The organism is Streptomyces sp. NPDC008313 (assembly GCF_042956125.1).
Taxonomy (GTDB): domain Bacteria; phylum Actinomycetota; class Actinomycetes; order Streptomycetales; family Streptomycetaceae; genus Streptomyces.
The window spans coordinates 1-14,100 of sequence record NZ_JBIBFR010000037.1 but is presented as its reverse complement, the minus strand read 5'-3'; the positions used below and the strand labels follow the sequence as shown (position 1 = coordinate 14,100).

The following is a 14,100-nucleotide window of genomic DNA, read 5'->3' as shown; positions in this document are numbered from 1 at the left end:
CGCTCTCAGACGGGAGGTTAGCGGCTGATCATGAACAGGTCCATGCCAATCGCAGGGTCCTCTTCCGGTCGCGCCCCGCCCCGCCGCGACCGACGATCGCCCCAGGGGTGCCCGCGGACCACCGGGGAGTGATGTGCGATGATCGACCTGTTGGCAGCGCTGCCCGCCGAGCAGACGGCGCTGCTGCGCGAGGCGCCCCCCGGAGCGCGGCTCGCCTCCCGGCCCATGCTCGCCACCCTCAGCGACCGCCGGGAGTTCCCCGACGGATGGATCTTCGAACGGAAACTGGACGGGGTACGGGCCCTCGCCGTGCGCGAGGGCGACCGCGTCCTGCTGTTCTCCCGCACCGGCAAGCGCCTCAACGAGACCTATCCGGAGATCGTCGAGGCACTCGCCGCCCAGGACCGCGCCGACTTCACCGTCGACGGGGAGATCGTCGCCTTCATCGCGGGCCGCACCGACTTCGCCCGTCTCCAGCGGCGCATGGGGCTGACCCGCGGACGCGACGTCGAGGCGAGCGGCGTCACCGTGACGTACTGCCTCTTCGACCTGCTCCGCCTCGACGGCACGGACGTCACCCGGCTGCCGCTGCGCGCCCGGAAGTCCCTGCTGCGCCGCGCCCTCACCTTCCGCGCCCCGCTGCGGCTGACCCCCCACCGCAACGAGGGCGGCCCCGGACTCCTCGACGAGTCGTGCGCCCGCGGCTGGGAGGGACTGATCGCCAAACGCGCCGACAGCCGGTACCAGCCACGCCGTTCACCGGACTGGCTGAAGCTCAAGTGCTCCCGGGGCCAGGAGTTCGTCGTCGCCGGGTTCACCGAACCGGCGGGCAGCCGCACCGGGTTCGGGGCGCTGCTGCTCGGCTACCACGAGGCGGGCCGGCTGCGGTACGCGGGCAAGGTGGGCACCGGCTTCGACCACCGCACGCTCCTGGCCCTGCGCGACCGCCTCGACGCACTCGCCACCCCCGGTTCCCCCTTCGACGTCCGTGTCCGGGAGGCGCGCCCCCACTGGGTGCGGCCCGAGCTGGTCGCGCAGATCGCGTTCACCGAGTGGACCCGCGACGGGATGCTGCGCCATCCCCGCTTCCTCGGCCTGCGCGACGACAAGGCGGCGTCCGAGATCGTCCGCGAGCTGCCCTGAGGGACGGCCGCGAAGCGTGGGGAACGTGATGTGCGGCACGCACGCGGAAGCACCCCGCGAGGGCTCGCGGACGATTCCGGCTGGGCACGGCTTGATCACCGATCAAGGGACGCGAAATCGCTGGCCACGGCGTGTTCGACTCATTTGACACGTCTCCGGGCGCACGGATATGAAGCAGCTCTCTAGTGGAGAGGTGGACTGTGCACCAGCCGAACGTGACCGGGGACTGGCAGGAGTACGACGACCATGCCGGCCTGCGTGTCCGCGTCCACGGCCTGGAGAAGGCGGAACCGCCGCGTGGACGCGACGACGCCGCCGAGGGACTGGCGTACTTCCGTTTCCGCGTGACCGTGGAGAACCGCGCGAGCGACGTCTTCGGTATCCACCTGGAGGACGGCCAGATCGACATCCGCATCGGCGCGGACGGCGAATCCGCGTTCTTCGACTGGCGCAACTCCCAGTTCATCGAGGGATTCGACCTCTATCCGCTGCGCCGCGCCACCGCCGTGCTGTACGCGGCCGGCGCGGACGCCTCGCTGAACCAGGTGGACATCCAGATCCAGCTGAAGGCCGACGAGGAGTGGGCGGAGCGCTACCTCTGGTCCGGGGGTATCGGGCTCCACGAGGGCGAGGCCGAGGGCGCCGACGTCGCGGCCCGCACCGGCGCGGCGGTGGAGAGCCTGGCCTGCCAGGTGAGCAACTTCCTGCGGGGTGAGGCGGGCCCCGGCCCGGCCTGACCGGGCCGCCCTGGACACCCGTACGCGCGTCCACCCGTACGCGCGTCCTCAACGGCCCGAGGCCTGGTCCCCCTCGACCCACTCGATGAGCAGCTGCCGTACGTACGGATTGCCGTCCTGCGCCGCGTGCGCCAGCCGCTCGGAACTCGCGCGGGCCGCTCTCCAGGCCGCCGGGGCGTCCTCGGTGTGCGCCTGGTCGGAGGCGGCGAGGGCGTCGGCGGCCAGGGTGCGCAGGTCCTCGGGCAGATCGTCGTGCGCGGCGGCCCGATGGGCCTCCAGCCGGAGCGCCGCGAGACCGGCGGGGGAGCGGGACGCGGAGGCGGCGGGCTGGGCGTAACCGCTGACGGCTATCACCACGCAGAAGGTGGCCACGTCACGGCGGCTCTCCTGCTGACCCTTCGCGATCGCGGGCGCGAGCCACGACGTGGCCTTCCAGTGCGAGAACGACGTCGCGAGGGCCAGCGCGGCGGCCACCATGACGACCGGGACCGGGCCGCCCTCGACATAGCCGATCGGCGCGAGCACGAGGAAGCAGGCCCCGCTGATCATCCAGACGCGGCGCCTGCCGATTCTCAGGTGTCGGGGCTCCATCGCGCCCAGTGTCGCACTGGTGCCCGGAGCGCGGTGAGGCACCCCGCGATCGGCGGGGCGTCGCGGCACGGGGGTGTGTCGCGGACGGCGGGGCGTCGCGGTGCACGGCTCGGACGCGGACGGCAGGGCCGACCGTCCGCACCCGCGGTCCGCACCGCTGTACGGGAGGCCGCCCGGAGGGAGGGTTCCGGTCAAGTCGGCGTCCCGGGGCAGCCGATGGACAGGGAAGGACCACTCGATCCCCGTACCCGATCGGAGACCTCAGCCATGGGTGACGTTCTGCTGGCCCTGTCCTACCCGCTCGTCGTGGCCGCGTCCGGCCTCGTCGGCGGTGCCCACTGCCTGTGGCGCAGGCACTGGGCGCGGCGGGGGCGGACGGACCCGTACGTGTACCCGGGCAGCCGGTGCCACCGCGCCGGCCTCGCCGCCCGTGCGGCCAGGGAGGACGCCGTCGCCGCCCACGCGGGACGCATCGTCGAGGCCGAACTCGCCCGCGTAGGCGACCTGTACGAGACCCGGTGGACCCCGACGCCGCCGCCCGCACAGGACGCGCCCGCGCACGTCACGCCGGCCGGCGGGCCACGGGGTGTCTGACACCTGAGCGTGCGGGCCGGACGCCGCGACGCCGCGGGCATGTGTCAGACACCCGCCAGCGCCCGCAGCAGGGCCGAGCGCCCGCGCCGCGGCACGGTCCACAGAGTCTGCCCGCGCACACCCCACCGCTCCAGCAGGGCGTTGGCGGCCAGGAATCCGGAGGTCGCGGCGCGCTCCATCAGCGCCACGGGCAGACCGGTGCGGACCAGGTCGCCCGCCACCACGAGACACGGGTCGGCGGTCCACACCGCGGGCCGGCCGGCGTAGGAGCCGACCGAGAACAGGGGGCAGTCCGCGCGCCACTCGTGGCGTACGCCGACGATCCCGGCCCGGCGCGTCTCCGGGTAGACCTCGTACAGCTGCTGGACCAGCCGCTTCTCCTCGACGTCGCGTGCGGCGGTCCCCGGCACCGCGTACGCGTGGAGTTCCACCACCGATCCGCCGGTCCGCGCGGACCAGCGGGCCGCCTCGCCCTCCCACCGGGACAGCACGCTGACGTTGTCGAGCGACCCGAAACCGCTGGTGCCGAGGAAGCCTGGCCGCCCCGGATCGACCGGCCCGTCCAGCCACAGGCGGGTCACCAGGAACGGGGGAGCGGTGCGCAGCGCCGCAACCCGCTCGCGCCACCCGGCGTCGGCGAGGTCCGGCGAGCGCCCCACGACCGCACGCAGCCCGTCCGTGTCCAGGGCGAGGACGACCGCGTCGTGCCGCCGCTCGCCCCCCGGGAACGCGATCGCGTGACCCCCGCCGGGCACCGGCCGCACCCGGTCGACGGGCGTCGAGGTGAGCAACTCGGTGCCGTGCCCGCGCAGATACCCGGCCAGGGGCTCCCACAGCGCGTCCGGGAACGGCTCTCCGGGCACGTCGAACAGCAGCCCCTCGGAGGACCCCAGGAAGTAGATGTGGAACATGAGGACCATCTCCGCCGCCGACAGCTCCCGGGGATCGGCGAAGAAGCTGCGGGAGAACACCTCGAACGCCAGGTGGTGGGCTGCCTCGGGGAAGCGGATCCCGGTGAGGAAGTCGTGCGCGCTGACCGTGTCCAGCCGCCGGTACACCTCCGGAACCCGCACGTCGAGCAGGGGCAGCGCCGCCACGGGGTTCATCCGCAGCAGGTCACGGGCGCGGAACGTCGGGCTCAGGGCGGCGAAGCCCAGCGCGCTCCACGGCGGGGTGCGCGGCACATGACGGAAACCGTCCCGCGTGCCGTCGCGGTGCCGCAGCGGGTAGTCGGGCAGCGGCGTGAGCATCCGCAGGCCCGGATCGGCCCGGCGCAACAGCCCCCGCAGGTTGTAGTACTGCCGGAAGAACGCGTGGAAGCCGCGGCTCATCGTGGCCCGGCTGCCGTCGGCCAGACCGGCCGGCCACCCCGCGAGCCGGCCCCCGAGGTGCGGCTCACGCTCGTACAGCGTCACCCGTACGCCCCGTTCGGCGAGCGCGGTCGCGGCGGCGAGCCCGGCGATGCCTCCGCCGATCACCGCGGTGGACGGCGGTTCACCCCGCACCCGTTCGGACCCGGGGCGGGCCGGCAGGATCACCGCACGGCGGTCGCGCCCGCGCCGGGGGACTCCCGCCCCTCCGCGCGCCCTCATGCCGCGCCCCCGCCGGTCCCGCCGGGACGGCGGCCGAGCACCGTGTGCACGATCCCCGTCTGCCAGCCGGGCATCGGCAGCACCCGGACCTGCCGGAACCCCGCCGCGCGCATCCGGTCGCCGAACGCGGCGGCCGTGTCGAACCGGAGGACGCTGCGCCACAGGTGACGGTAGAGCCGCCGGTCGCCGCAGACGGTGCCGGCCGGCAGGACGATCCCCTTGCACACGGCGGTCCACACCGCCCGGTCGGTCCGGCGCCCGCTGAGCGTGTACTCGTGGACCGCGAGTCTGCCACCGGGGACCAGCAGGTCGTGGACCGCGCGGAGGACCCGGCCGGGGTCGGCGAGATTGCGGAAGAGGTACGCGGCGAAGACCGCGTCGAACGGGCCCCGCACGTCCGCCCGTCCGAGCTGTTCCGCCGGTGCGTGGACGAAGCGCACACGCGCGGGCAGCCGCTTGGCGGCCGCCCGCTGCAGCATGCCCGCCGACGCGTCCACCCCGACGATCTCCGCGCCCGGCAGCGCGGTGGCGAGAGCGGCGGTCGAGGCACCGGTGCCGCAGCCGAGGTCCAGCACGCGCCACCCGGCCCCGCCGTCCGGGGGAGCGAGTCTGCGCGCGGAGCGGCGCAGGTGGGCGTGGTAGCCGGGGTTGAGCGCCACCAGCCGGTCGTACGACGGGGCGGCGTGGTCGAACGCCGTGGCCAGATCCGCGTCGCGCAGCAGGGACATGGACTCTCCGTGGGTGCCAGAGGGGAACGGGACGGGCTTTGAGGGAGAAGGGGACGGGCGGCCGGTCAGGGACCGGGCGCGGGCCGGCGGGGGAGCAGGGGCAGTTCGGCCGCCGTGCGCAGCATGGGCAGGACCGGTGTGCGCAGACCGACGGACAGGTCCTCGTACAGCCGCGTGCGCCCGTCGAGGAAGCGCAGCAGCCGTTCCGTGGGGACGTGCGTGAACAGCCGGGAGAAGAGGTCGGCGCCGTCGACGCGGCCGGTGGCGAGGGCCCGCAGCAGCACGGCGTCCATGGCCAGGGACCGCGCCGAGTGCGCGGGCGGCGGGGCCGGCCGGCGTCCGGCCCGGAAGGCGGCCGCGACGGCCCGGGTCTGCCGCTGCACGGCGGCGAAGGTGTAGCCGGTCGACGGGCGGGTGGCTCCGCCCGCCGCGCCGATCCGGAACACGGACTCCCCGGTCTGCCGGGCGAACCGGGCGTCCGTCATCGGGATCACCCCCGTCTCCGCCGCGCTCACCCGCACCTCCCCGAGGCCCAGCACCTCCCGCGTGTAATGGCGCAGGGCCTCGTCGTACGCGGCCGGCGACAGGGGAGCGGCCGAGAACTCCGTGTACTCGACGAGGGCGGTGTGACGTCCGGTGGGCAGCACATAGCCGAACGAGAGACCCGAGGCGGGCTGCGGCGTGCGGAAGTCCATCAGCTCCACGACGTCCGGATCGAAGGCCGGATTCGGGGTCCGCACGAACCAGCCGCGGAAGTGCTGGAGCAGTGTGGTGCGGGCGGCGGGCAGGCTGCCGAGCGGCCGGGAGTCGAAGACCCAGCGGGCCCGGACGGTCACGGCGGAGCCCTCGCCGGTCACCGCCCGCACGGTGGCCCCGCCGGGAACGCCTTCCACGGTGTCCACGGCGGCTTCCAGCACCCGCACCGCCGGACGGCCTGTCAGTTCCCGGCCGACGAGCCGCTCGAAGTCCGGTGAGCGGATCATCTTGTAGCGCAGCGGGGCGATCCGCCCCTCGGTCACGGCCCCCCGCCCGGAGCGGACCCTCAGCCGCTGCCAGGACGCGGTCAGCGCGGCGTCGTACGGGCCGGGTCCCGCCTCCCAGTAGCACCAGGTCCGCTCGGGCGGTCGCAGCGGGCCGGGCGGCGCGGCGAGGAGCACCACGGACGGAGGGCGGCTGCCCGCGGCGGTGGACGAGAGCCGGTGGGCCAGACTGAGGCCCGCGGCTCCCGCGCCGATGATGGCGACGTCCGTGTCGAGCACGATCCCTCTCCTCCGTACGTACGGCTTCGGCGGCGGGCCGGTGCGCCGCCACCCGGTGACGCGGGTGCCCGAAGCATCCCGTTCGAGGCACGTCCACGCGGGCGCGGCGCACCGGACGACCCCCGTACGCACGCGCGGCCGGGTCGGGTGCGCGTACCCGCGGGAGCCGCCCGGTGTGTCTCGCGGTGGTCCGCCCGGACGCACCCCCGCCTCACCCGTCCGGTGCGGCGTGGCACGGGCTTTCGTGTGTCGCGGCACCGGCGCGGGGTACCGGAAGTACCTTCACGGCCCGGCCACCGGGAAGGCGGAGCACCGGGAGGGCGGGCCGCCACCCGCGGCCGCGCCGGACCGGCCCGCGCCCGCGACCACGAGAGGAACCGGGATGCCTCACACCGACCGGCCGGGCGCCACGGCCCGGGACACGTGCCCGCCCGGCACCGGGGCGGGCCGCCCCCGATGACCAGGACGACCAGAAGCCTTCCGGGGCGCACCGACCACGTCGTCGTCGTGGGCGCCGGCCTGGCCGGGCTGTCGGCGGCCCTGCACCTGCTCGGCGCGGGACGCCGGGTGACCGTGGTCGAACGCGACGGCCTGCCGGGCGGACGCGCCGGACGCGCCGACCTCGGCGGCTACCGCGTCGACACCGGGCCCACCGTGCTGACCATGCCGGACATCGCCGACGAGGCGTTCGCCGCCGTCGGCGACAGCCTCCACGCCCGGGTCGGCCTCGTCCCGCTGCACCCCGCCTACCGGGCGCGCTTCGCCGACGGCTCCGAACTCGCCGTGCACACCGGGACCGAGGCGATGGAGGCCGAGGTCGAGCGGTTCGCCGGAGCGCGGGAGGCCGCCGGATACCGCAGGCTGCGCACCTGGCTGACACAGCTGCACACCGTGCAGAGGCGCCGCTTCATCGACGCCAACTTCGACTCGCCTCTGCACCTGCTCACCCCCGACCTGGCCCGGCTCGCGGCCCTCGGCGGCTTCGGCCGGCTCGACGCCCGCGTCGGACGGTTCCTGCGCGACGAACGGCTGCGCCGCGTCTTCACCTTCCAGGCCCTGTACGCGGGAGTGCCCCCCGCCCGCGCCCTCGCCGCGTACGCCGTCATCGCGTACATGGACACCGTCGCCGGGGTCTTCTTCCCGCGCGGCGGCATGCACGCCCTGCCCCGCGCGATGGCCGACGCCGCCGCGGACGCGGGCGCCGACCTGCGGTACGGGCACGACGTCACCCGGCTGGAACGCTCCGGCTCCCGGATCACCGCCGTCGTCACCGCGAGGGCGCGCATCCCCTGCGACGCCGTCGTCCTCACCCCCGACCTGCCCGTCGCCTACCGCCTCCTCGGCCGGAGCCCCCGCCGTCCGCTGCGCCTGCGCCACGCCCCCTCGGCGGTCGTCCTGCACGCGGGCACCGACCGGACCTGGCCGCAGCTGGGACACCACACGCTGTCCTTCGGCCGCGCCTGGCGGAGCACGTTCGACGAACTGACCCGCACGGGCCGCCTGATGAGCGACCCGTCCCTGCTCATCACCCGCCCCACGGCCACCGACCCCACGCTCGCGCCCGCCGGCCGCCACCTCCACTACGTCCTCGCGCCGTGTCCCAACACCGACATCGGCCCCGGCCCGGCCGAGTGGCGCGACCTCGGGCCCCGCTACCGCGACACCCTCCTCGGCGTGCTCGAACGCCGGGGACTGCACGGGATCGCCTCGGCCGTCGAGGAGGAGTGCCTCGTCACCCCCGCCGACTGGCACGACCGGGGCCACGCCGCGGGGACCCCCTTCTCGGCGGCCCACACCCTCGCCCAGACGGGGCCCTTCCGCCCGCGCAACCTGGTCGCCGGCACCGACAACGCGGTCCTCGCGGGCTGCGGCACCACCCCCGGCGTCGGTGTGCCGACCGTCCTGCTCTCCGGCAAGCTGGCAGCGGCCCGCGTGACCGGATCCCCCGCCCGCACCGGCACACGGTCCCGCGTCCCGCGGACGGCCATGGAGGGCCCCCGCCCATGACAGACCGCGAACTCGACGCCGCCGGCATCACCGACCCGGCCCTGCGCGCCGCCTACACCCACTGCCGCCGGCTCAACGCCCGGCACGGCCGGACCTACTTCCTCGCCACCCGGCTGCTCCCCGTCGAGCGGCGCCCCGCCGTGCACGCCCTGTACGGGTTCGCCCGCTGGGCCGACGACATCGTCGACAGCCTCGACGACCCCCGCACCCACCCCGAACGCCGGGCGGCCCTGGCCCGGCTGGAGAACCGGCTGGAACGGGGGCTGCGCGCCGGCGCGCCGGCCGACGAGCCCGTGGTCCTCGCCCTCGCCGACACCGCCGCCCGCTACGGCATCGACCACCGCCACTTCACCGACTTCATGGCGTCCATGCGCAGCGACCTCCACGTCACGCACTACCCGACGTACGACGACCTGCTCGGCTACATGCACGGATCGGCGGCCGTCATCGGACTGCAGATGCTGCCCGTACTGGGCACCGTCGTCCCCCGCGAGGAGGCGGCCCCGCACGCGGCGGCCCTCGGCGTCGCCTTCCAGCTCACGAACTTCCTCAGGGACGTCGGCGAGGACCTCGACCGGGACCGCGTCTACCTGCCGGGCGACCTGCTCCGGGCCCACGGGGTCGACCGGGCGCTGCTGCTGAGAACCCGGGCGAGCGGCCGCCCGGACCGCCGGGTCACCGCCGCGCTGCGGGCCGCCGAGGACCTGACACGCCGGGTCTACCGCACGGCGGCCCCCGGCCTCGCGATGCTCGACCCCCTCTCCCGCCCCTGCGTCCGCACCGCGTTCGTCCTGTACGGCGCGATCCTGGACGCCATCGCCGCCGACGGCTACCGCGTACTGCACCGGCGTGCCGTGGTGCCCCGCCGCCGGCGCGCCGTCGTCGCGCTCGACGGGCTGGCCCGCCTGGCGGCGTCCCGCGCGGGCGCCCGCCGCCTGCACCGCGCCCCCGCACACCGCGCCCCGGCCGCCGCCCGGTTCGCCGTGTCCGGCGGGCCCGCCCCCGAGGAGGCCGTATGACCACCCGGCCCCGGCGCGGCCGGTTCCCGCTGCGGCTGCGCCGCCACCCCGTCGCCTGGGAGAGGCAGCGGCCCACCTGGCGCGACGCCCGGCCCCCGCTCATCGCCGCCGCCCTGAAACGCGCGCTCGACCGGCCCTGCGGCAACTGGTACGTCGTCGGCGCCGCCCGGGACCTCGGCGGCGACCGTCCGCTCGCCCGCACCGTCGCGGGCCGTGAGGTCGTCGTCTGGCGCGACGCCGCCGGCCAGCCGGTGGCGGGCCCCGGTGCGTGTCCGCACCTCGGCGCGCCGCTCGCCGGCGGCCGGGTGCGCTGCGGCACCCTCGTCTGCCACTGGCACGGACTCGCCCTGGACGGCACGCCCCGGGCGGGCTGGGGCCCCCTGCCGGTCCACGACGACGGAGTGCTGGTCTGGGTGCGCCTCGACGACGCCGGCGGCGAGGAGCCCCTCGCGGCACCCCGGGTACCGCGGCGGCCGCCCCCGGCCCGGTCGGTCGAGGCCGTCTACCAGGGGCTGGGCGTGTGCGAACCCGAGGACATCGTCGCCAACCGGCTCGACCCCTGGCACGGGGCCTGGTTCCACCCGTACTCCTTCACCGACCTGACCGTCGTCGCGGCCCCCGAGCGGGCGGCCGCCGGGGACGACGAGGACGGTTTCGCCGTGGACGTCTCCTTCCGGCTGGCCGGGCGGATCGTGGTGCCGGTGCGCGCGGTGTTCACGGCCCCCGGACCGCGCACCGTGGTCATGCGGATCACGGACGGCGAGGGCGCCGGCTCGGTCGTCGAGACCCACGCCACCCCACTGGCCCCGGACGAGCGCGGCCGGCCGCGCACCGCCGTCACCGAGGCCGTGCTCGCCGTCTCGGACCGGCCGGGATTCGCCGTCGCCCGGGGCGCGGCGCCCGTCCTGCGGAGGCTGATGAGCGTCGCCGCGGGCCGCCTGTGGCGCGACGACCTGGCGTACGCCGAACGCCGCTGGACCCTGCGCGCCGAGGGCCGCTTCCCGGGCTGACACCCGGCGGAACGGGGGCCGGGAGGCTCTCGTCCCGTCCGCCCACGGCGCGCCCCCGGATCCTCTTCTCCGGCTCGACCGCACCGTTTCAGAGGTCGCCCGTCCCCTGAAACGGCGCGGGAGCCGCCACCGGCGCAACCGGAAGGCGCGGGTGGCTCACCACCCGTTGCCCCCGATCCCGGGGAGTACTCCCCCCGGTTCCAGGAAAAGGCCGCACGGCGGCGCGGACCCCGGGATCTCGGCGGCCGGGCAGGCCACCGCAGCCCGGAAGGGCGGACACTGGACGCATGGGTACTGGTGTTCCGGCGGGTCTCGGGTTGCGGGAGCGGCTGGGGGCGGAGCTGTTCAGCCGTGTCGCGGGGCCGGAGGGACGGGCGAACCGGGAGCGGATCCACGGCACGCCCGGACCGCGGTGGTTCGGGCCCGACCGGCCCATCCGGGTCCTCCACGGTGACGCGTCGATGTTCATCGGAGGGCTCCGCGCCCTGCTGCTGCAGTCCCTGCACCCGCTGGCCATGGCGGCCGTCGCCGCCCACTCCGGATACCAGGGCGACCCCTGGGGGCGGCTGCAGCGCACCAGTACGTTCCTCGCCGTCACCACCTTCGGCACCGCCGACGACGCCCAGGAGGCCGTCGACCGGGTGCGTGCCATCCACGAGCGGGTGCGGGGCACGACGGACACGGGCGAGCCCTACCGCGCCGCCGACCCGCATCTGCTCGGCTGGGTGCACGTGGCCGAGGTGGACAGCTTCCTGCGCGCCCACCAGCGCTACGGGGCGCATCCGCTGGACGCGGCCGGCTGCGACGCGTACATCGCCGACGCGGCCCGGGTGGCTCAGGCCCTGGGCGTCGACGACCCGCCGCGCGACCGTGCGGAACTCGCCGCACGGCTGGCCGCCTACCGGCCCGAGCTGCGGCCCACGCCGCAGGCACGGTCGGCGGCGCGATTCGTCCTGTTCCATCCGCCGCTGCCGCTCGCGGCCCGGCCGCCCTACGCCGTGCTCGCCGCCAACGCGGTGGCCGGCCTTCCGGGCTGGGCACGCGCGCCGCTGGGCCTGCCGCACGCCCCGCTGATCGAGAGGACCGCCGTCCGGGCGTCCGGACACGCCCTGACCCGGCTCATCCGCTGGGTGATGGTCCCGCCGCCCGGCCCCCGCTGACCGCGAGCCCCGCATGATCCGAACGGCAGGCCCTGGGGCCTGTCCGGCGGATCATGCCGCAGGCGCGGGGACTGGCACGCACATCCGCGGCGTCGTCGTCGGTTTCCCCCAAGCTCTCGGCTTCGCCCGGGCAGGGAGGTACCCCCATGGCTCCGCCATGTCGCCCTCCTCCGCCTCGCAGCTGCACGCACCAGTCCCCGCTCACCGGCGCTGATCGGGGCACCTCTGGTCTACTGCGACTTGATCCGCCGGACAGGCCCTAGTTCCGGCTCACGCTGTCCGCGTCGTCCGCAGTCCCGCGGGGTCCGGGCACGCCGCCCTCGGACGCGGCCGTGACGGCGGGCGTCCGGCGGCGTCCGGTGAGCCGGCTCGCGACGGGCTCCGTGAAGCGGGCGGCGAGCGGGCCGACGACCACCAGGATCAGCACGTACGCGGTGGCCAGCGGGCCCAGCGACGGCTCGATGCCCGAGGTGACCGCGAGCCCGGCGATGACGATGGAGAACTCGCCGCGGGCGACCAGCGTGCCGCCCGCCCGCCAGCGCCCCCGGCCGGAGATGTGGGCGCGCCGGGCGGCCCAGTAGCCGGTCGCGATCTTCGTGGCGGCGGTGACGACGGCCAGCGCGAGGGCCGGCAGCAGGACCGGCGGGATGCTCGCCGGGTCGGTGTGCAGGCCGAAGAAGACGAAGAACACCGCCGCGAACAGGTCCCGCAGCGGGGCGAGCAGACTGTGCGCTCCCTCGGCGACCTCCCCGGACAGCGCGATGCCGACCAGGAACGCGCCTACGGCCGCGGACACCTGCAGCTGCTGCGCGAGCCCGGCGACGAGCAGGGTCAGGCCCAGCACCACCAGCAGCAGCTTCTCGGGGTCGTCGTTGGAGACGAAGCGGGAGATGTGGCGGCCGAAGCGGACCGCGACCAGCAGCACCAGCCCGGCCACGCCGAGCGCGATGGCCAGCGTCGCACTGCCCGCCGCGAGACCGGACCCGGCCAGCAGGGCGGTGACGATCGGCAGGTACACGGCCATGGAGAGGTCTTCGAGGACCAGGATGCTCAGGATGACGGGCGTCTCGCGGTTGCCGAGGCGGCCGAGGTCGCCCAGGACCTTCGCGATGACACCGGAGGACGAGATCCAGGTGACGCCCGCCAGGACGACCGCGGCGACCGGACCCCAGCCGAGCAGCAGGGCCATCAGGGCTCCCGGCAGGGCGTTGAGGGCCGCGTCCACGAGACCCGCCGGGTACTGCGTCTTCAGATTGGAGACCAGATCGCTGGCCGTGTACTCGAGCCCGAGCATCAGCAGCAGCAGGATGACGCCGATCTCGGCGCCGATGGCCACGAACTCCTCGCTCGTGCCCAGGGGAAGCAGGCCCCCCTTACCGAACGCGAGCCCGGCCAGCAGATAGAGGGGGATGGGGGAGAACTGGAAGCGCCCGGCGAACCGGCCCAGGAGTCCGAGCCCCAGGATGATCGCACCGAACTCGGTCAGGAAGACCGCGGAGGAATGCACGCGATCACTCCCGCCCGAGTATCGCGGCGGCCGCCTCCACGCCCTCGCGCGTTCCGATGACGATGAGGGTGTCCCCGCCCGCCAGCCGGAAGTCCGGGGTGGGGGAGGGGATCGCCTCGGCCCGGCGCAGCACAGCCACGATGGAGGCACCCGTCTCGGTACGCAGCCGGGTCTCGCCCAGCACCCTGCCGTTGAAGTGGGAGACGGAGGACAGCTCGACGCGCTCCGCCACCAGTCCGAGGTCGGTGGTGTACAGCAGGTTCGGGCTGTGGTGCGAGGGCATCAGCGCGTCGATGAGGGCCCCGGCCTCGTTCGCCGTCAGCCGCGCGGACAGCGCGCACGCGTCCGGGTCGTCGACCCGGTACGCGCTCAGGGTCCGCGCGCCGTCGCGGTGCGCGACCACCGAGAGGCGGCGCTGTTCACGGGTCGTCAGGTCGTAGCGAACGCCGATTCCCGGCAACGGTGTGCTGCTCAGGCGTGGAGTGCCCACAACTATCCTCCTTGCCCCATTTATCCGTCCCGCCTTGTATGTCAGGTCATCTGCCATAGGGAGCGGCGGACTTGATCGAAAATTTACTATCACCCTACCTAATCGCGATCATTGATCGACGGCCTCGTCCGGTGACCCGTCCGGTGAACCGGGCCCGGTCGTCGAACGGGGCCGGGTCGGCCGGTGGGGGTCAGGCTTCCTTGAGTCCCTGGTCGCCGATTTCGGTGATGAAGGAGGCGGCGGTGGTGAGGGGTGCGTCGGGG

General features: G+C 75.2%; 13 protein-coding genes. 7 read left to right on the top strand and 6 right to left on the bottom strand.

The features are described from left to right. Window positions 1-138 precede the first annotated feature (138 nt). Together ligD and ACFY93_RS32635 are read left to right on the top strand one after the other, a co-directional pair. Complete coding sequence (ligD, locus tag ACFY93_RS32640) at window positions 139-1,143, top strand: non-homologous end-joining DNA ligase (RefSeq protein ID WP_391365534.1); 1,005 nt, start codon at window positions 139-141, stop codon at window positions 1,141-1,143. Window positions 1,144-1,343: 200 nt separating this feature from the next. Next, window positions 1,344-1,880 (top strand): hypothetical protein, encoded by a 537-nt coding sequence (locus ACFY93_RS32635; protein ID WP_391365533.1) that lies wholly within the window; start codon window positions 1,344-1,346, stop codon window positions 1,878-1,880. 48 nt (window positions 1,881-1,928) lie between these two features. Here the strand turns inward: ACFY93_RS32635 and ACFY93_RS32630 are convergent, their stop codons facing one another. Further along, complete coding sequence (locus tag ACFY93_RS32630) at window positions 1,929-2,471, bottom strand: hypothetical protein (protein ID WP_391365532.1); 543 nt, start codon at window positions 2,469-2,471, stop codon at window positions 1,929-1,931. A 267-nt stretch (window positions 2,472-2,738) separates the two neighbouring features. Here ACFY93_RS32630 and ACFY93_RS32625 point away from each other — a divergent pair, with 267 nt between their 5' ends. Then, complete coding sequence (locus ACFY93_RS32625; RefSeq protein ID WP_391365531.1) at window positions 2,739-3,065, top strand: hypothetical protein; 327 nt, start codon at window positions 2,739-2,741, stop codon at window positions 3,063-3,065. 44 nt (window positions 3,066-3,109) lie between these two features. Here the strand turns inward: ACFY93_RS32625 and ACFY93_RS32620 are convergent, their stop codons facing one another. From ACFY93_RS32620 to ACFY93_RS32610, 3 genes are all read right to left on the bottom strand, one after another. Continuing rightward, window positions 3,110-4,657, bottom strand: coding sequence for an FAD-dependent oxidoreductase (locus ACFY93_RS32620; protein ID WP_391365530.1), 1,548 nt, complete (start codon window positions 4,655-4,657; stop codon window positions 3,110-3,112). Next, window positions 4,654-5,385, bottom strand: a complete 732-nt coding sequence (locus ACFY93_RS32615) for a class I SAM-dependent methyltransferase (RefSeq protein ID WP_391365529.1) — start codon at window positions 5,383-5,385, stop codon at window positions 4,654-4,656. Before ACFY93_RS32615 ends, ACFY93_RS32620 begins: the two co-directional genes overlap by 4 nt. 65 nt (window positions 5,386-5,450) lie before the next feature. After that, a complete protein-coding gene (locus ACFY93_RS32610; RefSeq protein WP_391365528.1) occupies window positions 5,451-6,644 on the bottom strand; it encodes a lycopene cyclase family protein in 1,194 nt (397 codons plus the stop codon). Between the two features lie 456 nt (window positions 6,645-7,100). On the opposite strand from ACFY93_RS32610, the gene crtI reads away from it, so the two are divergent. From crtI to ACFY93_RS32590, 4 genes are all read left to right on the top strand, one after another. Continuing rightward, on the top strand, window positions 7,101-8,651 hold the full coding sequence (gene crtI, locus ACFY93_RS32605; protein ID WP_391365527.1) for a phytoene desaturase family protein: 1,551 nt from the start codon (window positions 7,101-7,103) through the stop codon (window positions 8,649-8,651). After that, window positions 8,648-9,670: a squalene/phytoene synthase family protein gene (locus ACFY93_RS32600; protein ID WP_391365526.1), complete on the top strand. Its 1,023-nt coding sequence runs from the start codon at window positions 8,648-8,650 to the stop codon at window positions 9,668-9,670. Before crtI ends, ACFY93_RS32600 begins: the two co-directional genes overlap by 4 nt. Continuing rightward, window positions 9,667-10,680, top strand: coding sequence for a DUF5914 domain-containing protein (locus tag ACFY93_RS32595; protein ID WP_391365525.1), 1,014 nt, complete (start codon window positions 9,667-9,669; stop codon window positions 10,678-10,680). The genes ACFY93_RS32600 and ACFY93_RS32595 overlap by 4 nt, the downstream gene beginning before the upstream one ends. A gap of 287 nt (window positions 10,681-10,967) precedes the next feature. Next, window positions 10,968-11,840 carry an oxygenase MpaB family protein gene (locus ACFY93_RS32590; protein ID WP_391365524.1) on the top strand — a complete coding sequence of 291 codons (873 nt, stop codon included), beginning with the start codon at window positions 10,968-10,970 and terminating at the stop codon, window positions 11,838-11,840. Between the two features lie 259 nt (window positions 11,841-12,099). Here ACFY93_RS32590 and ACFY93_RS32585 read toward each other — a convergent pair whose 3' ends face one another. Next, window positions 12,100-13,347, bottom strand: a complete 1,248-nt coding sequence (locus tag ACFY93_RS32585) for a cation:proton antiporter (protein ID WP_391365523.1) — start codon at window positions 13,345-13,347, stop codon at window positions 12,100-12,102. 4 nt (window positions 13,348-13,351) lie between these two features. Continuing rightward, a complete protein-coding gene (locus tag ACFY93_RS32580) occupies window positions 13,352-13,822 on the bottom strand; it encodes a TrkA C-terminal domain-containing protein (RefSeq protein ID WP_391365563.1) in 471 nt (156 codons plus the stop codon). Between the last annotated feature and the right edge of the window lie 278 nt (window positions 13,823-14,100).

Excerpts from the sequence above, each read along its gene's own strand:
- ACFY93_RS32590 (WP_391365524.1), top strand. The coding sequence starts at position 10,968 with ATGGGTACTGGTGTTCCGGCGGGTCTCGGGTTGCGGGAGCGGCTGGGG.
- ACFY93_RS32615 (WP_391365529.1), bottom strand. The coding sequence starts at position 5,385 with ATGTCCCTGCTGCGCGACGCGGATCTGGCCACGGCGTTCGACCACGCC.
- ACFY93_RS32595 (WP_391365525.1), top strand. The coding sequence starts at position 9,667 with ATGACCACCCGGCCCCGGCGCGGCCGGTTCCCGCTGCGGCTGCGCCGC.
- crtI (WP_391365527.1), top strand. The coding sequence starts at position 7,101 with ATGACCAGGACGACCAGAAGCCTTCCGGGGCGCACCGACCACGTCGTC.
- ACFY93_RS32630 (WP_391365532.1), bottom strand. The coding sequence starts at position 2,471 with ATGGAGCCCCGACACCTGAGAATCGGCAGGCGCCGCGTCTGGATGATC.
- ACFY93_RS32600 (WP_391365526.1), top strand. The coding sequence starts at position 8,648 with ATGACAGACCGCGAACTCGACGCCGCCGGCATCACCGACCCGGCCCTG.
- ACFY93_RS32625 (WP_391365531.1), top strand. The coding sequence starts at position 2,739 with ATGGGTGACGTTCTGCTGGCCCTGTCCTACCCGCTCGTCGTGGCCGCG.
- ACFY93_RS32620 (WP_391365530.1), bottom strand. The coding sequence starts at position 4,657 with ATGAGGGCGCGCGGAGGGGCGGGAGTCCCCCGGCGCGGGCGCGACCGC.
- ligD (WP_391365534.1), top strand. The coding sequence starts at position 139 with ATGATCGACCTGTTGGCAGCGCTGCCCGCCGAGCAGACGGCGCTGCTG.